Raw genomic sequence first — 22,664 nt, forward strand, 5'->3', positions numbered from 1 at the left:
GTATAAAATGTCGTTTGTCCCAGCCAATGAAGGCATCTCTAAATTAAAGCCATATCAACCAGGTAAACCGATCAGTGAACTTGAGCGTGAGTTGGGCATCACTGATATCGTGAAACTGGCTTCAAATGAAAACCCGCTGGGCTGTTCAGATAAAGTCAAAGAAGCAGTGGCTGCGGAACTGGCGGAAATTGGCCGTTATCCTGATGGCGGTGGCTTTATCCTGAAAGATCAGATCAAGACACAATTCGGTTTTGATCATAACCAGATTACTTTGGGTAATGGTTCAAACGACTTACTTGAAATATTTGCCCGCGCATTCGTTTCTTCAAGCGATTCTGTGATTTACAGCCAGCATGCATTTGCAGTATATGCTCTGGTAACTCAAGCGATCCATGCTGAAGCGATTGAAGTGCCAGCAAAAGGTTTTTCGCATGACCTTGAAGCGATGGCAGCTGCGGTAAAAGACAACACCAAACTGATCTTTATTGCCAATCCGAACAACCCGACAGGCACCTGGTTCGAAGAAGCTGAATTTGAAGCATTTATGCAGAAAGTGCCTGCGAATGTGATCGTGGTACTGGACGAAGCTTATGTGGAATATTTCCCGGAAAACTTCAATAGCCTGAAATTCCTGAAACAGTATCCAAACCTGATTGTCAGCCGTACGCTGTCTAAGTGCTATGGTCTGGCTGCGCTGCGTGTTGGTTTTGCTTTGGCATCTGTTGAAGTGACTGATTACTTGAACCGTATCCGTCAGCCATTCAACGTCAACCATTTAGCGATGGTGGCTGCGGTTGCTGCACTAAAAGACGAAGCATTCATCGAGAAATCTCGTGAAGTAAATAAAGCAGGTATGGCACAGCTTGAAGCTGGCTTCAAAGCTTTGGGCCTGAACTATGTACCTTCACGCGCGAATTTCATCTTGGTCGATGTACAGGCTGACCCAGCAGAAACATTTAACAAGTTGTTGAAAGAAGGGGTGATCGTACGTCCAGTGGGTATTCCAAATCACCTGCGTGTATCGATTGGTACTGAAGCTGAAAATGCCAAATTTCTTGCTGCATTAGGTAAAGTACTTGGCTTAGAGGCGAAAGCTTAAGTTATGTCGCAGCCACTGTTTGAAAAAGTTGCCTTTATCGGACTTGGACTGATTGGTTCAAGCCTGGCGCGTGTCATTAAGGCCGAGCATTTAGCCAATGACATCGTGGCATCGACCCGCTCACAAAAAACCTTAGAAGATGCCAAGGCACTTGGTCTGATTTCAGACGGCTATGCAGATCCTGTAGAAGCTGTTCAAGGTGCAGACCTGGTGGTGCTGGCTTTACCTGTTCGTGCAACGCAAAAGGTATTGGAAACCGTCAAGCCATATCTGGCTGAGGGCGCCATTATCACCGATGTGGGTAGTACCAAAGGTAATGTGGTAGAAGCAGCCAAAGCCGTATTTGGTGAAAATCTACCAGCCGGTTTTGTGCCGGGGCATCCAATTGCGGGTGCAGAACATACTGGTGTACATGCGGGTAAGGTGGATCTGTTCGCTAATCACAAGGTGATTTTGACACCGTTGCCAAGCAGCGGACAATGGGCGGTCGAGAAACTGATTCAACTGTGGCAGGCGGCAAAGGCGGAAGTGATTTGTATGGATGTGGAAAAGCACGATGAAGTGCTGGCACATACTAGTCATCTTCCGCACCTGATGGCCTTCAACTTGGTCGAACAACTGGCCAAGCGCGAAGACAATCTGGATATTTTTCGTTATGCTGCCGGTGGCTTCCGCGACTTCTCGCGTATTGCTGCCAGTGATCCACAAATGTGGCATGACATCTTTTTTGCCAATAAAAAGGCGATTCTCAATGCCGTGGACGGCTTTGAAGCTCAACTCGCGATTATCCGCAAGCTGATTGAAGATGAAGATTCACAAGCCTTAATGGGCTTATTGGGGCATGCGCAGGCTGCGCGTCAGCACTTCAATCATATGCTCGCCAAGAAACCTCTCATGGAGAAAAATAAAGTGACACAACAATTTACCATTCAACCAGGTGCCAAGACGTTCCAGGGTAAATTTACCGTGCCAGGTGACAAATCTGTGTCACACCGTTCCATCATGTTTGGTGCCATCGCTGAAGGCACAACGCATGTGACGGGTTTCCTTGAGGGTGAAGATGCACTTGCAACTTTACAGGCATTCCGTGATATGGGCGTAAGCATTGAAGGCCCTAAAAATGGTGAAGTGACCATTCATGGCGTGGGTATGCAAGGTCTGAAAGCACCGAAGTCTGCGCTTTACATGGGTAACTCTGGTACTTCGATGCGCCTGCTGGCTGGCATGCTGTCCGCACAGAAATTTGATTCGGTGATGACGGGTGATGCATCCCTGTCTAAACGTCCAATGGAGCGTATTGCAAAACCATTACGTTTGATGGGCGCGCAGATTCAAACTACGGGTGAACGTGGTACACCACCAGTATCGATTACCGGTAATCAAAACCTGAAAGGTATTCAATACGACTTGCCAATGGCATCTGCTCAGGTGAAATCTGGGATTTTGTTGGCAGGTTTGTGGGCAGAAGGTGAAACTTCAGTGACTGAACCTGAACCAACCCGTGACCATACTGAACGTATGTTGCGTGCTTTTGGTTATGAAGTAAAAACTGAAGCTAACTGTATTTCCCTGCAAGGTGGTGGAAAACTGGTGGGTACTAACATTCAGGTGCCTTCTGATATTTCATCTGCTGCTTTCTTTATGGTCGGTGCAGCGATTACTGAAAATGCTGACGTGACTTTGGAAGCGGTAGGCATTAACCCGACCCGTACTGGTGTGATTGAAATCCTAAAACAGATGGGAGCCGACATCAGCGTTGAAAATGAACGCATCGCTGGCGGTGAACCGATTGCAGATATTCGTATTCGCGGTACACGTACCTTAAAAGGCATTCATATGCCGGAAGACCAAGTGCCACTAGCAATTGATGAATTCCCGGCATTGTTCATTGCTGCTGCATGTGCAGAAGGCCAAACGATTCTAACTGGTGCTGCTGAACTGCGTGTCAAAGAATCGGATCGTATTCAGGTGATGGCTGATGGTTTGAAAACCATGGGTATTGATTGCACACCAACTGATGACGGCATCATCATCGAAGGTAAAGGTAAGACAGGCGACTGGTCACCAATCTTTACTGGCGGTGAAATTGAATCGCATCATGACCACCGTATTGCAATGAGCTTCTCGATTGCAGGTCTGCGTAACTCAGGTGAAATTAAGATTGTTGGGACTGAAACCGTCGCAACCAGCTTCCCAACATTCACTGAATTGACTTCTCAAGCCGGTCTGACGATTGAAGTGACAGAATAATTCTAAAATTTACATGAAACAGCCAAGCTTTTGCTTGGCTGTTTTGTTTATATTGGCTTATGCTAAAACCATACAACAAAAAAGCCATTTGGATGTAGCAATGCGAAAATTAAAATTTATGGCCAACCCTCAGAGCCAGGAACAGTTACAGGGCAGTCAGCAGGCTCAGGAATATGTGGCACATCTGCTGACGGAAGAACTCTGTAAATATGGCTTTAAAACCTTGGCGCAAAGTGGCGCACAAGTGGCCGTAAGTGTCGATGAACACGAGTTGCCATTATCAGTGAGCTGTGAGACACGAGATCAGGAAGGACACCTGATTTGTGAAATTGCCTCTTACCCGGATGAAGAGCAGGACTGGTTGGATCGGATTACAGAACAAAGTTTATTAAATCAGTTGGCACAAGCCGTTGAAGCATCGCTGAAAGAACAAGAAAGTTTTAGTGAGTTTGAGTGGAAAAACTAGTTCAACCGATTCAAAGGCTTTCACCAATACTACAAACTGAACGTCTTGTTTTAGATTATTTTAAGTCATCCGATGCTGCGGAAGCCTATGCCTCGATTACCCCGAGTTTGACCCGTTTTATGGCATGGGATGCACCGGAATCTACACAGGTATTTGCAACAGTCTGGCAAAACTGGCTAAACAATATGGCTGATCATAAAGAATATATCTTTGTGATTCGTCATATTGAAAGACATGAATTTATCGGACTATGTGGTTTGCATCGACTGCATGATGAAATACCTGAAGTGGGTATCTGGATTCGTGAAACGGCGCATGGTCATCATTATGGACATGAGGCAGTACGTTGTATTGTGGACTATGCTTTCAATACATTAGGGATCAAGGTTTTGAGCTATCCGGTAGCAGAAGAAAACTGGTCTAGCCGGAAAATTGCAGAGCGCTTGGGTGGAAAAATTACCAGCCACCTAGATAAGCCTAAATATCGGGCTGTAATTTATGAAATACACGCTAAAGATTTTATGACTGAATAAAAAACCTCATCAAATGATGAGGTTTTTTTGATTAGCTTAATGCGAGGAAACGGCTCATCGCAATCCGAAGCTGCTTTAAATAACCGGTAAAGAAATGGTTTGCGCCAGGCAAGATCGTGACCAGATGACGTTGAGGCTTGGCCCATTCAATCATGTCGGATAAAAGTGTGACATCATCCGCTTCACCATGAATAAATAAAATATCACCTTTGATCGGTGGGGTAACATAGTGACGTAGGCCAGCTACGGTCGCAGTCGGTAAACCACACAAAATCACTTTTGAAGGTTGCAGTTCAACGGGCAGGGCAGCGTAACACTTGGCCATGACATGTGCGCCAAAACTGAAACCGCCTGCAAAGAAAGGCAGGCCAATATGCTGGCGACGCGCATATTTAATTACTTCAAGTATATCATCCGTTTCGCCAAAGCCTTCATCATGCAGACCGGCACTTTGACCAGAACCACGGAAACTTGGACGATAGACAACACAACCACGCTCTAAAAACATTTGTGCCAGTAACACCGGAACTTTATGTTGTGGTGTGCCACCTTGTAATGGATGGGGATGACAAACAATCGCGAATCCTTTCACTTCACCCTGAGGATAATCCACAAAAACCTCAAGTTGGCCAGCAGGGCCTTGGAGGAAGATTGGTTCGGACATAGAAAACCGATAAATTGCAGGAGAATTTTCTATTTTAACGATTATGATAAATAAAAACATGAATTGGAATTAAAATAAGTCTACTGATATAGTTTGATTAATCATTTTTTAACCAGGTTGCTATGCTTGCTTTAATTTCTCCAGCCAAGACTCTAGATTACGAAACGCCTTTACCTACAGATCAATTTACTCAGGCAAGATTGCTGGAACATTCCCAGGAATTGATAGAAGTTGCCCGCAAGTTATCAGCAACTGAAATTGCCAGCTTAATGAGCGTCAGTGAAAAAATTGCCAATCTGAATGCGGAACGCTTCAGAGACTGGCAGCCAGATTTTGATTTTTCCAATGCTCGTCAGGCAATCTTTGCCTTTAAAGGGGACGTTTATACCGGTCTGGATGCTTACCAGTTAAAGCAGGATCAGATTCATTACGCACAGAACCATTTGCGTATGTTATCCGGCCTCTATGGCTTATTGCGTCCGCTGGATCTAATGATGCCTTACCGTCTGGAGATGGGAACCAAATTGACTAACCCACGTGGTGCTCATCTCTACGAGTTCTGGGGACATACCATCACTGATCTGATCAATCATGACCTGGCAGCAGCAGGGTCTGAAATTCTGGTCAATATTGCTTCGGATGAATATTACAAGGCAGTGAAAGAAAGCAAAATTCAGGCTGAAATCATCAAGCCGGTATTTTTAGATCAGAAAAATGGTAAATATAAAGTCATCAGCTTCTATGCCAAGAAAGCTCGTGGTTTAATGGCGCGCTTTATCATTGAAAACCAGATTAAACGAACTGAAGACTTAAAAGCCTTTAATACCGATGGGTATTATTTTGATGCTGAAAGTTCACTAAAAGGTGAGTTGGTATTTAAACGTGATGAGCAGCTAGCTGCTTAAAGATAAAAGGTTCACCCAAGACTGAATGAAGAAATTTTCTTAAAAGTCTTGGGTAAATTTAAGTTTAGCAATATTAGGTTGAATTGAATAAAAATTAAAAAATAGGGAAGGAACTTTCAAAATATCATTTATTTAGAAGAATTTTTGACAGGAAATGGATAAATTTTTTAGAAGAAAAGCTAAATAATATAATGAAAGCTATAGTGAGCTTTAAAAGATATTTTTCACTCGATAAATTTATATAGTAAAGACAAATTTCTAAAAAAATAAAAAATAGAATCAATCAATTAATTTCTTTTAATATTCAAAAAATGACTAAAAAATAAAAAAATATGGCTCAAAAAATTATGATTAATTGAATAAGAAGTATAAAAAAATGAAGAATATAAAAACTCTAAATAATTGAAAAACTGCATTTTATCGGGTTATTTGTAAACTATGTCACAATTTTATTGTTATTTTGTTAGCATAATTTCAATGCTGTTACACAACTCAACTACAAAAATGAAAATTTATACGATTCCTATTTTTGTGCTGATGGTGGGTTTACTCGGTTATTGTGTTCACCAACAGGCCGAAACAAGAAAACATGAAGAGCTTCATCAGATTCTGAAAGAAGTACAACATTCAACTAAATTGCTGAATGCAAATCGGCCCAGACCGTAATAGATTTGCACTAAGCTCTTTGATCAGGAGAACCAGGTAAAAAGATAAAAATAAAATCATAATAAATAAAAGAAAATTTAATAATAATAGAGCTAACTTATATTAATTTTTAATAAAATATAAATTCTAAGAAGCAATCAGAAATCAATGTGTTATAATTTGCAAAAGATAAAGTTAGATCAAATTTACTTAAATTAAGTATTTGATTCTAATGATGAAAAAAGCTGCATAGGGGTTATGCAGCTTTTTTGTTTAGATTGTTTTTTGAGTTTTTCTAGCGCAGTTTTCTTACTGTTCGCTATTGAAACATTTTGACCCGCTAAATGGCGAAGCTGGCATATTCGTTGCTAACAGATCCTTAAAATTCATGAAGTTTTCTATAAAATTTCCTGAATCCGGCGGCATGCTTAAAGCATAAAGTTTACTCAATAGGGGCTAGGTCATGACGACTCCTAATCCATCTTCAGAAAATATGCTGGAACGTCTGTTCAAACTGAGTGAAAACAAAACCAGTTTCCGTACAGAAGTTCTGGCAGGTGTAACCACGTTCCTGACAATGTGTTACATCATTATTGTTAATCCGATGATTTTATCCGAAACCGGGATGGATCATGGGGCTGTCTTTGTAGCCACCTGTCTTGCAGCCGCAATTGGCTGTCTGGTAATGGGGCTTATTGCCAATTATCCAATTGCACTTGCACCGGGTATGGGGCTGAATGCCTTCTTTACTTACTCAGTCTGTCTGGGAATGGGTGTGCCTTGGCAAACTGCATTAGGTGCAGTATTTGTATCTGGTCTGGTCTTCATTGCCATCAGTATGTTCAAAATACGTGAGGCGATTGTCAATGCCATTCCAATGTCACTCAAACTGGCGATTGGCGGTGGTATTGGCCTGTTCCTGGCCCTGGTTGCACTGAAAAATGCTGGCATCATTGTTGATAATCAAGCGACCTTGGTGGGTCTGGGTGATTTGAAACAGCCAACTGTTATGCTTGCGCTACTTGGCTTCCTGTTAGTGGTGGTAATGCATCACTTCAAAGTACGTGGTGCGATCATTATCAGTATTTTGGTAATCACTGCGATTTCTACTGCTTTAGGTTATAACCAGTTCCAAGGTGTAGTGGGTCAAATTCCTTCACTGGCACCAACCTTCCTGCAAATGGACTTTCAAGGTCTGTTTACAGCCAGCCTGATCGGTGTGATCTTCGTATTCTTCTTGGTCGATCTGTTTGACTCTACTGGTACGCTAGTAGGTGTTTCACATCGTGCAGGTTTGTTAAAAGATGGTAAATTGCCGCGTCTGAAAAAAGCATTATTTGCCGATTCTTCTGCGATTGTTGCAGGTGCTGCTTTGGGTACTTCTTCAACTACACCTTATATTGAGTCATCAGCGGGTGTTGCAGCAGGTGGTCGTACCGGTCTGACTGCAGTTGTGGTTGGCTTGCTGTTCATTGCCTGCCTGTTCCTGGCTCCATTGGCTCAATCTGTACCAGGCTTTGCAACTGCACCAGCATTGCTATTTGTCGGTGTATTGATGATTCAGGGTATTGTTCATATTGAATGGGATGATATTACTGAAGCGGTTCCGGCGTTCCTGACCATTGTATTCATGCCATTTACGTATTCAATTGCAGATGGTATCGCAATGGGTTTTATCAGCTATGCGCTGATTAAACTGCTGACAGGTAAAGCGAAAACTGTTCCATACATGGTATGGATCATCGCAGTACTATGGGCATTGAAGTTCTGGATGTTTGGCGGCTAATTTTTGTCGAATATCAAAAGGGTGTAAACTCAGTTTGCACCCTTTTTTATTTTTCTCAGGTTTAATCAGGAGTAGCGATGAACCGTCTTGAATTGATTCAGGCCTTGCCAAAGGCTGAGCTGCATGTGCATATCGAAGGTACCTTTGAACCTGAGTTAATGTTTGCGATTGCACAGCGTAATGAAATTAGCATTCCTTATAAATCAGTTGAGGAAGTGAAGCAGGCTTATAATTTCCATAATCTGCAATCTTTCTTGGATATCTACTACGCAGGTGCCAATGTTCTGATTCATGAACAGGACTTTTATGATCTGGCTTGGGCATATTTTGAAAAATGTGCGGATGATAATGTCGTGCATACTGAAATGTTCTTTGATCCGCAAACGCATACTGATCGTGGCATTGCCTTTGAAACCGTGATTAATGGCTTGCAGAAAGCCTGTGATGATGCAAAAGCTAAATTAGGCATTACTTCACATCTGATCATGTGTTTCCTGCGTCATCTTAGTGAAGAGGCAGCATTTGAGACATTAGAGCAAGCACTGCCTTATAAAGATCAAATCATTGGAGTAGGGCTGGATTCAAGTGAAGTCGGGCATCCACCATCTAAGTTTGAACGTGTTTTCGCTAAAGCACGTGAAGCCGGTTTTCTGGTGGTTGCACATGCGGGTGAAGAAGGTCCGGCAGAATATGTCTGGGAAGCTTTGGATTTATTAAAAGTAAACCGTATTGATCATGGTGTTCGATCTGAAGAAGATCCAGGATTGATGCAGCGTTTGATTGCAGAGAAGATGCCGCTTACAGTATGTCCACTTTCAAACCTAAAGCTGTGTGTTGTGGATGATATGCAGCAGCATAATATCCGTCGCCTGTTGCAGCAGGGTGTCCATGTCACAGTGAATTCAGATGATCCATCGTATTTCGGTGGTTATATGAATGACAATTTCACTGCCATTGCTGAAGCTTTGGATTTAAGCAATGAAGAACTTAAACAGCTGGCAATTAATTCTTTTGAAGCTTCATTTATTTCTGATGCTGAAAAACAGAAATGGGTCAGCCTGATTCAGGCACTCGCTTAAAATATCATTTCAGCAAATTTGTTAGCCCAAAGAGGGTAGAGTTCGCTCTGCCTTTTTATTTAATCTGATCTGTGAACCGAAGATGAAATTAAAATTCCTGTGGCCTGTTCTGGCTGTTAGCTTAATCAATCCTGCTTGTGCAGATACCTCAATGACTCAGAAAGCCTTGAAACCTGTGATTGAATATCAGTGTGGCCAAGAGCTGAAAGATTCCAAAGTCTGGAAAATGGGGACTTATTTCATGGCTGAAGCCAATAAACAGCATTTACAGCAAAAAGTATGTGGCTGTGTGGGTGAACATGCCTTGGAAGGTGTGCCGGCCAAAACTCTGTTAAAAGCAACTGTTGATGAAGAAACCAAAAAGGAGCTAACCCGCAAAGCAATTGCCAATAGCTTAAAAGGCTGTATGGGCGAGTTTATTAATTAAAGATTTTTTGGGTGCTGGATTATCCAGACTTTACTCTTAAATTAGTAGTGAGTTTTCTTTCCTGTGATGGCTATGAGTCTGGCTGCGTGCAGATTAGACATCATGACTCATTTTTAGATTTCTTATTGCGATAAACTTCGGCACAATAGCCGCATATTTTAAAAGTTGAAAAAAGGATAAAATCCGTGAAAAAATTATTGGCTGTTGTTGCTCCATTAGCACTTGTTCTTTCTGCCTGCGTAGCACCACAAGGTACAGGCACCACAACTCAAGCAAGTACAGGTCAGCAGCTCGGTTCTGCAGCCATTAAAATTGCCATCAACGCAAAATGTGTCACTGAACTGAACAATATTCCAGCTTGGCAGACTGCAACACGCTTAATGACAGAAACACAAAAACAGAATATCCAGTCTGAAATCTGTGGTTGCGTGAGTGAAAAAGCACCACAAAACGTGACTGCGGTGGATTTGGCAACTGCAGCAATTGACCCAGCAGCACGTGCAACTATTGTAGGCAATGTCGTTGCAAATACTATTAACGCTTGTGTGGCTGAAGCGGTAAACTAAGTCAAATTCAAATTTGAATAGGCTGACTGGTTCAGCCTATTTTTTATGGGAAATAAAATGAATATTGCTGGTGTAGATGAAGCAGGGCGTGGGCCATTAGTAGGATCGGTAGTGGCTGCGGCTGTGATATTGGATCCGAATAACCCGATTGAGGGCTTAAATGATTCCAAGAAGCTAAGCGAGAAGAAGCGCGAAAAACTTTTTATTGAGATTCAGGAAAAAGCATTGGCTTGGGCCATTGCTGAAGCCTCTGCAGCAGAAATCGATGAGCATAATATTTTACAAGCCTCTTTGCTGGCAATGCGCCGTGCTGTGGAAGCATTAAGCATTCAGCCGGAACATGTGCTAGTCGATGGCAACAAGATTCCTCAGGGTCTTGCGATGAGCTGTGATGCAGTCGTAGGTGGTGATGCCTTGCATCCTGAGATTTCAGCAGCCAGTATTCTGGCTAAAGTAACCCGGGATCGCCAGATGGTGAAGATGGATCAAAAGTATCCACAATTTGGCTTTGCCAAGCATAAGGGTTATCCGACCAAAGCACATTTTGAAGCGATTGCCTTACACGGGGTGATTGATGAGCACCGTCGCAGTTTTGGACCAGTGAAAAAAGTGCTGGCAGCGTTACTTGATCAGCAACAGGCGGGATAAAGTCTGTTTATTTTGCTATGCAGTTGAAAATTAGACAAATTAAAAGCGGCTTAAAAGCCGCTTTTATATTCATACAAAATTAACGATTAAAGTTATTTTGTGTCTGGTTATCATCTTCATAAGAAGAAGGCTGATAATCCTGGTCAATATGCTGAAGATGCTCATGCATTGCACGTTCATGCTGGATACGTTGGTAAATCTCTTCACGGTGTACAGAGACTTCTTTCGGAGCATTTACCCCAATACGAACCTGGTTGCCTTTTACGCCAAGTACAGTCACGCTGACTTGGTCTCCGATCATTAAAGTTTCCCCGACGCGTCGAGTCAAAATCAGCATGTTTCTCTCCTTGCAAAATGCAAAACCTGCAATCTATTGAATGTAATAAAAAAACACAACCTAAAATTATATAATTAAAGTTTGAATAGAAAGTCCTGTCCATGAAATGAAGAGGTTAGCTATCCAGACTGTTGAAAATCCTTAGGCTTAATATAACAGAGCCACTATAAAAAAAACTATAGTGGCCCTGCATTTTTGTAGAGATTTAATGAAATACTGTCAGACAATGACGGTATTTTGTAGTTCTCTTAAGCGCGTGCGCTAGATTCACCATGTTCACGGTCTAAACCGAACGCCGTGTGAAGTGAACGAACTGCAAGCTCAAGATAATTCTCTTCGATAATTACTGAAATCTTGATTTCAGAAGTAGAGATCATCAGGATATTGATGCCTTCATCAGCAAGAGCAGTGAACATTTTGCTCGCTACACCTGCGTGAGAACGCATACCTACACCTACGATCGACACTTTTACGATGTCATCACGAGTTGCAACTTCACGTGCGCCAATCGCTTGAGCGGTTTCTTCAAGGATTTTTTTGGCTTTAGCAAGTTCACCACGGTTTACAGTAAACGTGAAATCAGTCGTACCATCTTCTTCAACGTTCTGGATAATCATATCCACTTCAATATTGGCATCACCAATTGGTTTAAGAATTTTAGATGCAATACCTGGCTCATCTGGAACACCCAGAATAGTCAGTTTAGCTTCGTCGCGGTTGAACGCGATACCAGAGATAATTGGCTGTTCCATGTTGTCTTCCAGTTCAGTAGTAATAAGAGTTCCGACGTTGTTTTTGAAGTCTTCGTCAAATGCGCCATCAGTGTCATTATCGAAGCTTGAGAGTACACGTAAAGGCACTTGGTACTTGCCTGCAAATTCTACAGAGCGAATTTGAAGAACTTTAGAACCTAAAGATGCCATTTCCAGCATTTCTTCGAAAGAGATACGGTCTACTTTTTTCGCTTTAGGAGCAACACGAGGGTCAGTCGTATATACGCCATCAACGTCTGTGTAAATCTGACATTCATCCGCTTTAAGCGCTGCAGCAAGTGCAACACCTGAAGTATCTGAACCACCACGACCTAAAGTTGTGGTATTGCCATCAGCATCAAAGCCCTGGAAACCTGCAACTACAATCACGCGGCCTGCATCCAGGTTTTCAGTCAATACATCAGTATCAATTGATTCAATCCGTGCTTTGGTGAATGCGCTGTCAGTTTTAATACCAACCTGGCGACCAGTTAAAGATTTAGCTTCAACGCCAATTGAATTCAGCGCCATAGCTAACATGGAAATCGTTACCTGTTCACCCGTAGAAACCATTTGGTCAAGTTCACGTGGGTCAGGGGTTTCGGTAATGGCTTTCGCGAGAGCAAGCAAGCGGTTGGTTTCACCACTCATAGCAGATACGACTACAACCACCTTGTGGCCATGGTCATGCCAGCGCTTCACACGACGAGCAACATTGAGAATGCGCTCGGGAGTACCCATTGAGGTACCGCCATATTTTTGAACGATTAATGCCATAGTTGTTCCATATAAACCATGACCCTAATTTTCCGATCAGGGTCAGTTACACAAAATGAAGTTTTTATTTTGCTTCAAGCCAAGCTGCTAAATCAGCCATCACTGGAGCAAACTTCTCGTTAAGTGGCGCGCCACCTTGTGCCAAGTCAGGTTTACCACCACCTTTACCACCTAGCTCAGTTGCCAAGTGTTTGATGATGTCACCCGCTTTAATAGAAGCAGTAAAGTCTTTAGCTACAGATGCAATCAAGCTAACCTTGTCACCCTCTACACCTGCAAGAACAATGACTGCATTTTCTAATTTTGATTTCACACCATCGTGCAGGTTACGTAGTGCTTTCGCATCCATACCCTGAACAGTCGTGATTAATGTTTTACGACCAGCAAGCTCTTGAACCTGGCTTAAAAGTTCACCGGCTTGTAGGCTTGCCAATTTTTGATTCAGCTGTTCAATCTGTTTTTGCAATTGATGCGCAGTGTCCACCACAGCTTCAACTTTTTCGACTGTTTGATGGTTCTGTGCTTTTAACAAACCATTGATATATTGAACATCACGATCGACTTTCTGTACGGCTTCAACCGCTTTAGTACCGGTTACGGCTTCAATACGACGTACACCTGCTGCGACACCACCTTCAGAAGTGATTTTGAACAGACCGATGTCACCTGTACGTTTCACGTGAATACCGCCACACAGCTCGATTGAGAAGTTTTTTTCGTCAATCACTGAACCCATAGACAATACGCGAACTTCTTCACCGTATTTCTCACCGAACAGCATCATCGCACCTTTGGCTTTCGCAGATTCGATGTCGAGCAGTTCAGTGGTAACAGGCGTGTTGGCAATCACTTCGGCATTTACCAGACGTTCAATTTCTTGCAGTTGCTCAAACGTTACAGGCTGATCGTTAGCAAAGTCGAAACGTAATACGTCAGACGCAACCAATGAACCTTTTTGTTGTACGTGTGAACCCAGGATTTGACGTAGGGCAGCGTGTAGCAAGTGAGTTGCAGAGTGGTTACGTGCAGTTGCGGCACGAATGTCGGCTTTAACCGTTGCTTCCACGTTTTGAGTAACTTTCAAGTTACCCATAGTCACGATACCTTGGTGAACGAATGCACCACCAGATTTTTTGGTATCTTGAACTTCGAAAATACCCGTATCGTTTTTGAAGAGTCCTGTATCACCGATCTGACCACCGCTTTCAGCATAGAAAGGAGTCTGGTTCAATACGATCAGTGCTTCATCGCCTTCAACTACTTCGTCAACTTGCTCGCCATCTTTATAAATCGCGATGATTTGACCTTGACCTGCTGTTGCGTCATAACCTTCAAACTGAGTCTCGCCTTCAACTTTAACGACACTGTTGTAGTCAATTGCGAATTTACCGGCATCACGTGCACGTTGACGTTGAGCCGCCATTTCTTTTTCAAAGCCAGCTTCATCAATGGTTAAGTCACGTTCACGTGCGATGTCCGCAGTCAGGTCAGTTGGGAAGCCGTAAGTATCATAAAGTTTAAATACCACTTCACCTGGAATTACAGAACCTTTCAGGTTTGCTAATTCGCCTTCAAGCAATTTCAGACCTTGCTCAAGTGTTTTGGCGAATTGTTCTTCTTCTTTAAGAAGTGCCGCTTCGATACGTGCTTTGTTTGCTTCAAGTTCAGGATAAGCTGCGCCCATCACATCGATTAAAGGCTGAAGCATTTTGTGGAAGAATGAACCAGTCGCACCCAGTTTGTTACCGTGACGAACTGCACGACGGATGATACGACGTAATACATAACCACGACCTTCATTTGAAGGGTTCACGCCATCTGCAATCAGGAAGCAGCATGAACGTGCATGGTCAGCAACCACTTTAAGTGAAGCAGGGTATTCAACCGGTGCATTTTTTAATTGAGCAGCAACCTCTAAATCACGTGTATCAAGACCAATAATTTCAGCAGCAGCTTTTAACAGGTTTTGGAACAGGTCGATTTCATAGTTAGAGTTGACGTGTTGCAGAACCGCAGAAATACGCTCAAGGCCCATACCTGTATCAACAGAAGGTGCAGGAAGAGGGTGCAGTACGCCATCCGCAGTTCGGTTGAACTGCATGAATACGTTGTTCCAGATTTCAATGAAACGGTCGCCATCTTCTTCAGGCGTGCCAGGCAGGCCACCCCAGATGTGCTCACCGTGGTCATAGAAGATTTCAGAACATGGACCACAAGGACCAGTATCGCCCATTGCCCAGAAGTTATCAGAAGCGTATTTTTCGCCTTTGTTGTCACCGATACGGATGATACGGCTGGCATCTAGACCAACTTCTTTATTCCAGATGTCAAACGCTTCGTCATCAGTGTGATACACAGTCACGTATAATTTATCTTTAGGCAGTGCCAGCCATTTATCGCCGGTCAGGAATTCCCAGGCAAATTTAATCGCATCACGTTTGAAGTAATCACCAAACGAGAAGTTACCCAGCATTTCAAAGAATGTGTGGTGACGAGCTGTGTAGCCAACGTTATCTAAGTCGTTGTGTTTACCACCTGCACGTACACATTTCTGTGAAGATGTTGCACGAACATAATCACGTTTTTCTAGACCCAGGAAGCAGTCTTTAAACTGGTTCATACCAGCATTGGTAAACAATAATGTTGGGTCGTTGGCAGGAACCAGAGAACTCGACGCGACACGTGTATGCCCTTGCGATTCAAAGTAGCTTAAAAAAGCTTCGCGAATTTCAGCTGATGTCATAAAACGAGTACTCACAACCAAGTCACTCCATAATTTCCGATTTGGCTAAAAACATCACAGTCTGACAAGAAGGTTGGTTCTTTGCTGCAATGCGGGGCTTAAATATTTAAAAACGCCAAATTATAACGGAAAATGCCTGTTCAACCAATGATTTTCATATTTATAGATCATAAAACTATAAGGAATGAATATTGGAAAAATCAGAAAAATGCCCTGCAAAATCAAAAGCTATTGTCATTACAGTAATTTATTTCAAATCTCAGTAACAGAAACTTCGGATTGCCTTCATTAAAGCATGAATTTTTCGATGAAATATTGGACATTCTGTGTAATTTTTAGTGGATTTAGCTGAATAGTTATCAGTCAGCTGGATAATTCCATTAATATAGGCGCACAAAGTTTTATGCCGCAGTAGGGAAGGTCGATGCAACGTATCGCAATTAATGGTTTTGGACGAATCGGACGCAATGTGTTGCGTGCATGGTTTGAGAATCCGAAAGATTTTAATTTTGACATCGTTGCCATTAATGACGTTGCCGACGTTGAAACCTTATTGCATCTATTTAAATATGATTCTACTCATGGCCGTTTCCCGGGGCAGGTTGATCTGACGTATGAAGATGAGTATGCCTACCTGCATGTCACTTATCGCGATGCTTATCAGAAAGTTCAGGTTTTAAGACAGGCGAATCCGGTGGAAATGCCTTGGCGGGAATTGAATATTGATGTGGTATTGGAATGTACCGGCCTGTTCCGTTCGCGTGAAGCAGCGACTCAGCATATTACTGCCGGGGCAAAACGGGTGATTATCGGCGCTGCACCGTTTGATACGGTGGATGCTGCAATTGTCTATGGCGTCAACCATCGTGATGTCAAAGAAAGTGACCAGATTATTTCTAGCGTGTCTTGTACTACGCAGGCATTGGTACCGCTAGTCAAAATCATTGATGATGCCTTTGGGATTGAGACTGCACTGATGACTGAAATTCATGCGGTGACTGCGGATCAGTCAGTACTGGATCATGCCCATCGTGATTTAAGACGTGCCCGTGCTTCCGGGCAAAATATTATTCCAACCACATCTTCAGCTTTGGGTGCTTTAAAACGCGTAATGCCGAAGATGGAGAACCGGATTGATGGTTATTCGATTCGTGTTCCAACCATTAATGTCGCGGCCATTGATCTGACTTTTATTTCTCAGTCACCCATTACTGATCATCAGTTGAATGAAGTATTAATTAATGCGGCACGTCAGGATTTTGCTGAAATCATGTTTGTGACAGATGAGCCTTTGGTTTCTAGCGATTTTAATCATTCGCCTTATTCATTAATTGTGGATCTGACCCAAACCCTGGTAGTGGGGCATCAGGCCAAAGTATTTGCCTGGTATGATAATGAATGGGGTTATGCCAACCGGTTACTGGATCTCTGTGAATCCTTTTACACAGATTAAGCTATTTTGAAAGCATCCCAAATGGGGTGCTTTTTTATGCAAGATTAAAAAATTAGAGGAAAATGAATAAGAACTTGGACGTAATTGATCGAAAAGCTTTGGATTTATGCCGAATATTTCTATGATCTGGATATTTTTTCGTTAAGATAAAGATAATTAAATGGAATAAGAGCAAGCACATGATGTTGATCTGGGGATTTATTATATTACTAACCTTGGCTGTAATCTTTTTGATCTGGCTGCAATTTAATAATAATGAGAGTTCACAAAGTGTGGAAGGCGTGCCAGTTGAGGAAAAAGTGGCACATCTGGAAGAAAATTTAAAAAAGACCTTGGAAATTATGCAGGATCTGGCGAAAAAGATGCATGTGCAGCAGGAAGTACTGGATCAGACTACAGCCAAACTGCAAAAAGTTGAACTGCAAAATGCAGAACTGGTAAATCTGCTCGCTAAAGTAGTAGAACCAAAGTCATAAGACCTTTTTATGCTGGCCTAGCCTTATATAAAGGATTTAAACCAGTAACGTTCTTAAAATAACTGCCGAGGCCATGCTAATCAAAATGGTCGGCAGCATGCCAAAGCGTGATGCAACGAATAGTGTCACCATTATAGCGATCAGATCAGCTGGATCATCTCGTAAAAAATATGGGGTGATCATCGAAATCAGTACACAACCCGGAATCACTTCCAGAATTTTACGCTGACGTTTGCTCAAAGTTTTATTTTTGAGTAGGACATAGCCAAGTATCCGAGTGCAGTAAGTCGTTAGCGCCACCAATAAGATTGCAATAAAAGTGCTCATCTGAATCATGCTTCATTCTCCTGAATGAGCCAGAAGGCAGAGGCAATGCCTGCAAGTGCACCGATTAGTACGTACCAGTTACCTGGTAGATAGCTATAAGCCAGAGCAGCACAAATAAAACTGATTAGCCAAGGTCTGGCTTCAGTAAAGCCTTTCCACATACTTTTCAGTAAGACCAGCATAATGGCGGGGAAAGCCATATCAAAACCAAAACGGTTAATATCACCTAGCACAGGTCCAAGCAGGGCACCGAGTGTCGTAAAGCCGACCCAGGCCAGATAAAGAACAATACATAGCCCGGCATAATAAGGCAGACTAAAAGCATATCGATAACCAAACTGTGCCAGTCGACGCTGTGCATCGGTCAGGCTTAAGGCCCAGTTTTCATCGACCATAAAGAATAATGCCGGAAAGACTTTTCGATTTGGAAGATGTCTTAAATAAGGTACTAAACTGGCACCGAGCAGAATATAGCGGCTGTTAATGAGAAAACTAATAAAGATTAAGGTAAGCAGATGCGGTGGATCAGTCCAAGCTTCTAAAACTGCAAACTCGGAACCGCCAGCAAAGTTCAGCCCGGTCAGCAAGGGAACCTCAAGCAGGCTAAAATCTTTTTGTGCTGCTGTTGCGCCCAAGACCAGCGCCAGAGGAATTACACCCAATAATAAAGGTATGCAGTCTTTCACACCACGCTGAAACTCACTCAGAGGAGTGGCATCAGAAGGCGTTATACGTGGCTGAAAGGGAGGCATGAGATGATCAGGTTTTATTCTAGAAGGAGAAAGAAAGTTTATAAGAAATATAGGAGTCTTTGCAGTGCCTTTAAACTCTACCAGAATGATGCTGTTTTCTTGGTCATTTAAGTTCCCATATTGGGTTTTTGTATAGGATTATTTTTAAGTATCTAGTCCTGATATTTTATAAATTTTTACCCTTGGATAGATGAGGATTGAATCAAGAATCAGTTTTTTGTCATTGTTTTGGTGGGGAAATACATTAAAAAATCAAATAAATAAGTTGTATATTAACTTCTATTTAACCTGTCTTCTCTTAATAAGAGGGAGATAATTTGGTTTATCTATCTAAGTCCTTTGTTCAGTCAGAGAAAATTATCAAAATTGCGATGCACAGCCTAAACGATCGTGCTAGACTAGGAGAAATCGGGTGTGCTCCCGATTTTTTTATGCGGTTTATTCCGCGCTGACAAGAATTTAGGTTTACAACATGCCCATTTCAGAGACATGGTTATTACCTGATGGTGTAGCTGATGTATTACCAGAACAAGCGCAAGTCATCGAAAGCCTGCGCCGTCAATCACTGGATTTCCTCGCATCTCGAGGTTATCAGCTGGTGTACACGCCATTTATTGAATACATTGAATCTCTATCTTCTCTCTCAGAATCGAATCAGGATTTAGACTTAGCCACTTTTAAAGTGATCGACCAGCTGTCTGGCCGTTTGCTTGGTGTGCGTGCCGATATGACACCACAAGTGGCTCGTATCGATGCGCATGTACATCCAGTGGAAGGTGTAGCTCGTTATTGTTATGCGGGTACGGTTTTACATACGAAACCTCAAGGATTTAATACCACACGTGCACCATTGCAATTAGGTGCAGAATTATTTGGTTCAGACAGCATTGATGCTGACGTGGAAATGGTTGACTTGATGATCAGCCTGATTCAAGAAGCGGGTCTGGCCGACGGTATCCATCTTGACTTAGGTCATGTGGGTCTGTTCCGTAGTCTGATTGCACAAGCCGGTTTAAGCAAAGCAACTGAACGCCAATTGTCTGATCTTTATCAACGTAAAGCATTGCCAGAACTGGCTGAGTTTACTGCAAATCTTAAGTTTGGTTCAGACTTCTATACGCTTGGTCGATTTGCAAGTGACCTGGATGCCTTAAAAACGAATTTAAGTGCTGAAGTATTAGAAAATCCAGCCTTCAAACAGGCGTTTGATGCACTGCAAACCACCAAAAATGAAGTTCAGGCACGTTGGCCGAATCTGCATATTGGGATTGATGTCGTCGAGTTACGTTCATACCATTATCACACCGGCCTGATGTATGCAGTTTATGCACCAAACCGTGCTGCGGCACTGGCACAAGGTGGCCGTTATGATGGCATTGGTGAGCATTTTGGTCGTGCACGTCCGGCAACTGGTTTCTCTTGTGACTTATATGCTTTAAGTGCAGGCAAGTTTGCTACAGCTAAAGTTGTGGTAGCACCTAAGGGTACAGATGCTGCGCTGTTAAATGCGATTCAGGCAACCCGTGCACAAGGCTTAAGTGTAATTCAGTTATTAGGTAATGATGATTTAAACTCGGTACCGTATGCAACTCACCAGCTAGTGAATGTGGACGGTGAGTGGACCATCAAAACGATTTAATCGCTTTAATTGTTTTACTCAGTGTTCATGTCGCTGAGTGGGACTTTCAACTTTAACAGCATGATGTAATGAGGCTATTATGGGCAAGAATGTTGTGGTACTTGGTACCCAATGGGGCGACGAAGGTAAGGGTAAGATCGTCGACCTGCTCACAGATCAAGCGGCTGCAGTAGTTCGTTATCAAGGCGGACATAACGCAGGTCATACTCTCGTGGTTGGTGGTAAGAAAACTGTATTACACCTCATTCCATCAGGTATTTTACGTGAAAACGTATTGTGCTTAATTGGTAATGGTGTGGTTCTTTCACCTGAAGCGCTCATCAAAGAGATGGATATTCTTGAAAAAGAAGGCGTGCCAGTACGTGAACGTCTACGCATTTCTCCAAACTGTCCATTGATTCTTCCGCACCACATCGCACTTGACCAAGCTCGTGAGAAAAAACGTGGTAATGCGAAAATCGGTACAACTGGTCGTGGGATCGGGCCTGCTTATGAAGATAAAGTAGCGCGTCGTGCAATCCGTGTTGCTGACCTGGTACGTGGTGGCGAACATCTGAAAGCTCAGCTTGAAGAATTGCTTGAATACCACAACTTCCAATTGACTCAATTCTTCGGTGTTGAAGCAGTTAAAGTTGAAGACGTACTTGCGCTTTGCGACGAATGGCGCAAAGTGATCGAGCCTATGGTCATGGACGTGACTGGTGAACTTCACGCTTACCGTAAAGCTGGCAAGAAAATCATGTTCGAAGGTGCGCAAGGTTCATTGCTTGACGTTGACCACGGTACATATCCGTACGTGACTTCTTCAAACACGACTGCTGGTGGCGTAAGTTCAGGTTCAGGTCTTGGTCCATTACACCTTGACTACGTTCTTGGTATTACTAAAGCGTATACTACTCGTGTAGGTTCAGGTCCATTCCCAACTGAGTTGGTGTATGACGCTGCAACAGATACAGGTGATGCAATTGGTAAACACCTGGGTACTGTAGGTTCAGAATTTGGTGCGTCTACTGGCCGTCAACGTCGTTGTGGCTGGTTCGATGCTGAAATCCTGCGTCGTTCAGTAGAAGTGAACTCACTGTCTGGTATTTGCTTGACTAAACTTGACGTTCTTGACGGTTTGGAAGAAGTGAAAATCTGTGTAGGTTACGAAGCTGCTGATTCTGGCTGTGTTGGTTCTTCTGATGCGCTTGCATTTGAAACTTTAAAACCAATTTACGAGACTATGCCAGGCTGGAAAGAATCTACTTTCGGTGCGAAATCACTAGATCAATTGCCACAAGCGGCAATTAACTATGTGAAACGTCTTGAACAATTGATTGAATGTCCAATCGACATCATTTCAACTGGTCCAGACCGTGAAGAAACCATTATTCTTCGCCATCCGTTTGATGCTTAATCCTTTAAGCTGAAAATGATAAAAACCCTGTGATTTCACAGGGTTTTTTATTTGGAAAAGCTTATAAAAATGATTGAAAACCTGTTTGGATTCTTTATGATGTTTTGACCTTATATATTTGAGAAGGTCATGAAATATAAAAATTTATTGGCGGGGATGGTCATTGCGACCACATTAACGGGGTGTACTACGGTTGCAGATTTGATGGGAGCTGATTCAGCTACATTAAATCTGAGTGCAGCACAAAGCTATAATCAGATGCTGACAGAGGCCAAGCAGAAACAGATTCTGGATACGACTTCTGCCACCTATAAAAAAGTAAATCGGGTTTTCCTGAAAATGAAGCCGTATGCGGATCAACTGAATCAGACTGGGCAGAAGTTTGACTGGCAAGTGGCTGTGATCAAATCTAACGAGATTAATGCCTATGTCGCACCAGGTGGCAAGGTGGTGTTCTATACGGGTATTGTCGACACACTAAAACTTACAGACGATGAAGTTGCTGCCATCATGGGACATGAAATGGTGCATGCGCTTGAGGAACATTCTAAGAATAAGGTAGGAGCGCAAGCACTGACTGATCTGGCAGTAAGTATCGGTAGCAAGTACGTCGGGCAGTCCGCTGGTGGTTATGGCGGGCTACTGCTGGATATGGGTGCTCAATTTGGTGTGGGCTTGCCATTCTCACGTAATCTGGAAAGCCGTGCCGATAAAGGCGGGCTCATGCTGATGGCACGAGCAGGCTATAACCCGAATGCAGCGATTACGTTGTGGCAAAAAATGAATGCACAAGACAGCCGTGGCAATAGCGTCCTGAATAAATTTACTTCTACGCATCCAACGAATGATGACCGAATTGCAGCCTTGCAACAGCTGATGCCTGAAGCGATGACGGTATATAAAGCTAAGAAATAATTTGGAAATTCAGGACTAAAGTCTTA

22 protein-coding genes are annotated in these 22,664 nt (G+C 42.9%); 16 read left to right on the forward strand and 6 right to left on the reverse strand.

Annotated features, from left to right (window positions below):
- Positions 1-7: 7 nt before the first annotated feature.
- From hisC to FTV34_RS04530, 4 genes are all read left to right on the forward strand, one after another.
- Positions 8-1,099, forward strand: coding sequence for a histidinol-phosphate transaminase (gene hisC, locus FTV34_RS04515; RefSeq protein WP_180069011.1), 1,092 nt, complete (start codon positions 8-10; stop codon positions 1,097-1,099).
- A 3-nt stretch (positions 1,100-1,102) separates the two neighbouring features.
- Positions 1,103-3,349: a bifunctional prephenate dehydrogenase/3-phosphoshikimate 1-carboxyvinyltransferase gene (locus FTV34_RS04520; RefSeq protein ID WP_180069013.1), complete on the forward strand. Its 2,247-nt coding sequence runs from the start codon at positions 1,103-1,105 to the stop codon at positions 3,347-3,349.
- A gap of 100 nt (positions 3,350-3,449) precedes the next feature.
- The gene (locus FTV34_RS04525; protein ID WP_180004049.1) at positions 3,450-3,815 is read left to right on the forward strand and encodes a hypothetical protein; all 366 of its coding nucleotides are present in this window, start codon (positions 3,450-3,452) and stop codon (positions 3,813-3,815) included.
- Positions 3,803-4,348 carry a GNAT family N-acetyltransferase gene (locus tag FTV34_RS04530; RefSeq protein ID WP_180069015.1) on the forward strand — a complete coding sequence of 182 codons (546 nt, stop codon included), beginning with the start codon at positions 3,803-3,805 and terminating at the stop codon, positions 4,346-4,348. The genes FTV34_RS04525 and FTV34_RS04530 overlap by 13 nt, the downstream gene beginning before the upstream one ends.
- Positions 4,349-4,379: 31 nt before the next feature.
- Here the strand turns inward: FTV34_RS04530 and FTV34_RS04535 are convergent, their stop codons facing one another.
- Positions 4,380-5,012, reverse strand: coding sequence for an alpha/beta hydrolase (locus FTV34_RS04535; protein ID WP_179993205.1), 633 nt, complete (start codon positions 5,010-5,012; stop codon positions 4,380-4,382).
- Between the two features lie 122 nt (positions 5,013-5,134).
- On the opposite strand from FTV34_RS04535, the gene yaaA reads away from it, so the two are divergent.
- The 7 genes from yaaA (at position 5,135) to rnhB (ending at position 11,068) form a co-directional block, all read left to right on the forward strand.
- Complete coding sequence (yaaA, locus tag FTV34_RS04540) at positions 5,135-5,917, forward strand: peroxide stress protein YaaA (protein WP_180069017.1); 783 nt, start codon at positions 5,135-5,137, stop codon at positions 5,915-5,917.
- A gap of 477 nt (positions 5,918-6,394) precedes the next feature.
- Positions 6,395-6,583 carry a hypothetical protein gene (locus FTV34_RS04545; RefSeq protein WP_004784216.1) on the forward strand — a complete coding sequence of 63 codons (189 nt, stop codon included), beginning with the start codon at positions 6,395-6,397 and terminating at the stop codon, positions 6,581-6,583.
- Positions 6,584-7,025: 442 nt separating this feature from the next.
- Positions 7,026-8,348, forward strand: coding sequence for an NCS2 family permease (locus FTV34_RS04550; RefSeq protein ID WP_004815389.1), 1,323 nt, complete (start codon positions 7,026-7,028; stop codon positions 8,346-8,348).
- 77 nt (positions 8,349-8,425) lie between these two features.
- The gene (locus tag FTV34_RS04555; protein ID WP_180069019.1) at positions 8,426-9,427 is read left to right on the forward strand and encodes an adenosine deaminase; all 1,002 of its coding nucleotides are present in this window, start codon (positions 8,426-8,428) and stop codon (positions 9,425-9,427) included.
- A gap of 82 nt (positions 9,428-9,509) precedes the next feature.
- Positions 9,510-9,854 carry a hypothetical protein gene (locus FTV34_RS04560; protein WP_180011669.1) on the forward strand — a complete coding sequence of 115 codons (345 nt, stop codon included), beginning with the start codon at positions 9,510-9,512 and terminating at the stop codon, positions 9,852-9,854.
- Between the two features lie 185 nt (positions 9,855-10,039).
- Positions 10,040-10,420 (forward strand): hypothetical protein, encoded by a 381-nt coding sequence (locus FTV34_RS04565; protein ID WP_180015140.1) that lies wholly within the window; start codon positions 10,040-10,042, stop codon positions 10,418-10,420.
- Between the two features lie 57 nt (positions 10,421-10,477).
- Complete coding sequence (gene rnhB / locus FTV34_RS04570) at positions 10,478-11,068, forward strand: ribonuclease HII (protein WP_180069021.1); 591 nt, start codon at positions 10,478-10,480, stop codon at positions 11,066-11,068.
- Positions 11,069-11,147: 79 nt separating this feature from the next.
- Here the strand turns inward: rnhB and csrA are convergent, their stop codons facing one another.
- The 3 genes from csrA to alaS all read right to left on the reverse strand — a co-directional run bounded on the left by csrA (position 11,148) and on the right by alaS (position 15,692).
- Complete coding sequence (gene csrA / locus FTV34_RS04575; protein WP_004784202.1) at positions 11,148-11,405, reverse strand: carbon storage regulator CsrA; 258 nt, start codon at positions 11,403-11,405, stop codon at positions 11,148-11,150.
- A gap of 248 nt (positions 11,406-11,653) precedes the next feature.
- Complete coding sequence (locus FTV34_RS04580) at positions 11,654-12,934, reverse strand: aspartate kinase (protein WP_004784201.1); 1,281 nt, start codon at positions 12,932-12,934, stop codon at positions 11,654-11,656.
- A gap of 64 nt (positions 12,935-12,998) precedes the next feature.
- On the reverse strand, positions 12,999-15,692 hold the full coding sequence (gene alaS / locus FTV34_RS04585; RefSeq protein WP_180069023.1) for an alanine--tRNA ligase: 2,694 nt from the start codon (positions 15,690-15,692) through the stop codon (positions 12,999-13,001).
- 409 nt (positions 15,693-16,101) lie between these two features.
- Between alaS and FTV34_RS04590 the strand changes: the two genes are divergently transcribed.
- Together FTV34_RS04590 and FTV34_RS04595 are read left to right on the forward strand one after the other, a co-directional pair.
- Positions 16,102-17,130 carry a type I glyceraldehyde-3-phosphate dehydrogenase gene (locus FTV34_RS04590; protein WP_180069024.1) on the forward strand — a complete coding sequence of 343 codons (1,029 nt, stop codon included), beginning with the start codon at positions 16,102-16,104 and terminating at the stop codon, positions 17,128-17,130.
- Positions 17,131-17,309: 179 nt separating this feature from the next.
- Entirely contained in the window at positions 17,310-17,606 is a 297-nt protein-coding gene (locus tag FTV34_RS04595; RefSeq protein ID WP_005236433.1) for a hypothetical protein, read from the forward strand.
- 36 nt (positions 17,607-17,642) lie between these two features.
- Here the strand turns inward: FTV34_RS04595 and FTV34_RS04600 are convergent, their stop codons facing one another.
- Both FTV34_RS04600 and FTV34_RS04605 read right to left on the reverse strand, forming a co-directional pair.
- Entirely contained in the window at positions 17,643-17,942 is a 300-nt protein-coding gene (locus FTV34_RS04600) for an AzlD family protein (protein ID WP_180069026.1), read from the reverse strand.
- Positions 17,939-18,685 (reverse strand): AzlC family ABC transporter permease, encoded by a 747-nt coding sequence (locus tag FTV34_RS04605; RefSeq protein ID WP_180069028.1) that lies wholly within the window; start codon positions 18,683-18,685, stop codon positions 17,939-17,941. Before FTV34_RS04605 ends, FTV34_RS04600 begins: the two co-directional genes overlap by 4 nt.
- Positions 18,686-19,157: 472 nt before the next feature.
- On the opposite strand from FTV34_RS04605, the gene FTV34_RS04610 reads away from it, so the two are divergent.
- The 3 genes from FTV34_RS04610 to FTV34_RS04620 all read left to right on the forward strand — a co-directional run bounded on the left by FTV34_RS04610 (position 19,158) and on the right by FTV34_RS04620 (position 22,638).
- Positions 19,158-20,324 (forward strand): ATP phosphoribosyltransferase regulatory subunit, encoded by a 1,167-nt coding sequence (locus FTV34_RS04610; protein WP_180034206.1) that lies wholly within the window; start codon positions 19,158-19,160, stop codon positions 20,322-20,324.
- Positions 20,325-20,403: 79 nt separating this feature from the next.
- Complete coding sequence (locus FTV34_RS04615) at positions 20,404-21,723, forward strand: adenylosuccinate synthase (RefSeq protein ID WP_004784184.1); 1,320 nt, start codon at positions 20,404-20,406, stop codon at positions 21,721-21,723.
- Between the two features lie 129 nt (positions 21,724-21,852).
- On the forward strand, positions 21,853-22,638 hold the full coding sequence (locus FTV34_RS04620) for a M48 family metallopeptidase (RefSeq protein WP_179993213.1): 786 nt from the start codon (positions 21,853-21,855) through the stop codon (positions 22,636-22,638).
- The last annotated feature ends 26 nt before the right edge of the window (positions 22,639-22,664 follow it).

Source organism: Acinetobacter sp. YH16038 (assembly GCF_013417275.1).
Lineage (GTDB): Bacteria > Pseudomonadota > Gammaproteobacteria > Pseudomonadales > Moraxellaceae > Acinetobacter.

Bases quoted from the DNA above. Each gene is read 5' to 3' on its own strand.
- hisC (WP_180069011.1), top strand. From the start codon at position 8: ATGTCGTTTGTCCCAGCCAATGAAGGCATCTCTAAATTAAAGCCATAT.
- FTV34_RS04520 (WP_180069013.1), top strand. From the start codon at position 1,103: ATGTCGCAGCCACTGTTTGAAAAAGTTGCCTTTATCGGACTTGGACTG.
- FTV34_RS04525 (WP_180004049.1), top strand. From the start codon at position 3,450: ATGCGAAAATTAAAATTTATGGCCAACCCTCAGAGCCAGGAACAGTTA.
- FTV34_RS04535 (WP_179993205.1), bottom strand. From the start codon at position 5,012: ATGTCCGAACCAATCTTCCTCCAAGGCCCTGCTGGCCAACTTGAGGTT.
- yaaA (WP_180069017.1), top strand. From the start codon at position 5,135: ATGCTTGCTTTAATTTCTCCAGCCAAGACTCTAGATTACGAAACGCCT.
- FTV34_RS04545 (WP_004784216.1), top strand. From the start codon at position 6,395: ATGCTGTTACACAACTCAACTACAAAAATGAAAATTTATACGATTCCT.
- FTV34_RS04550 (WP_004815389.1), top strand. From the start codon at position 7,026: ATGACGACTCCTAATCCATCTTCAGAAAATATGCTGGAACGTCTGTTC.
- FTV34_RS04555 (WP_180069019.1), top strand. From the start codon at position 8,426: ATGAACCGTCTTGAATTGATTCAGGCCTTGCCAAAGGCTGAGCTGCAT.
- FTV34_RS04560 (WP_180011669.1), top strand. From the start codon at position 9,510: ATGAAATTAAAATTCCTGTGGCCTGTTCTGGCTGTTAGCTTAATCAAT.
- rnhB (WP_180069021.1), top strand. From the start codon at position 10,478: ATGAATATTGCTGGTGTAGATGAAGCAGGGCGTGGGCCATTAGTAGGA.
- csrA (WP_004784202.1), bottom strand. From the start codon at position 11,405: ATGCTGATTTTGACTCGACGCGTCGGGGAAACTTTAATGATCGGAGAC.
- FTV34_RS04580 (WP_004784201.1), bottom strand. From the start codon at position 12,934: ATGGCATTAATCGTTCAAAAATATGGCGGTACCTCAATGGGTACTCCC.
- FTV34_RS04590 (WP_180069024.1), top strand. From the start codon at position 16,102: ATGCAACGTATCGCAATTAATGGTTTTGGACGAATCGGACGCAATGTG.
- FTV34_RS04595 (WP_005236433.1), top strand. From the start codon at position 17,310: ATGATGTTGATCTGGGGATTTATTATATTACTAACCTTGGCTGTAATC.
- FTV34_RS04600 (WP_180069026.1), bottom strand. From the start codon at position 17,942: ATGATTCAGATGAGCACTTTTATTGCAATCTTATTGGTGGCGCTAACG.
- FTV34_RS04605 (WP_180069028.1), bottom strand. From the start codon at position 18,685: ATGCCTCCCTTTCAGCCACGTATAACGCCTTCTGATGCCACTCCTCTG.
- FTV34_RS04610 (WP_180034206.1), top strand. From the start codon at position 19,158: ATGCCCATTTCAGAGACATGGTTATTACCTGATGGTGTAGCTGATGTA.
- FTV34_RS04615 (WP_004784184.1), top strand. From the start codon at position 20,404: ATGGGCAAGAATGTTGTGGTACTTGGTACCCAATGGGGCGACGAAGGT.
- FTV34_RS04620 (WP_179993213.1), top strand. From the start codon at position 21,853: ATGAAATATAAAAATTTATTGGCGGGGATGGTCATTGCGACCACATTA.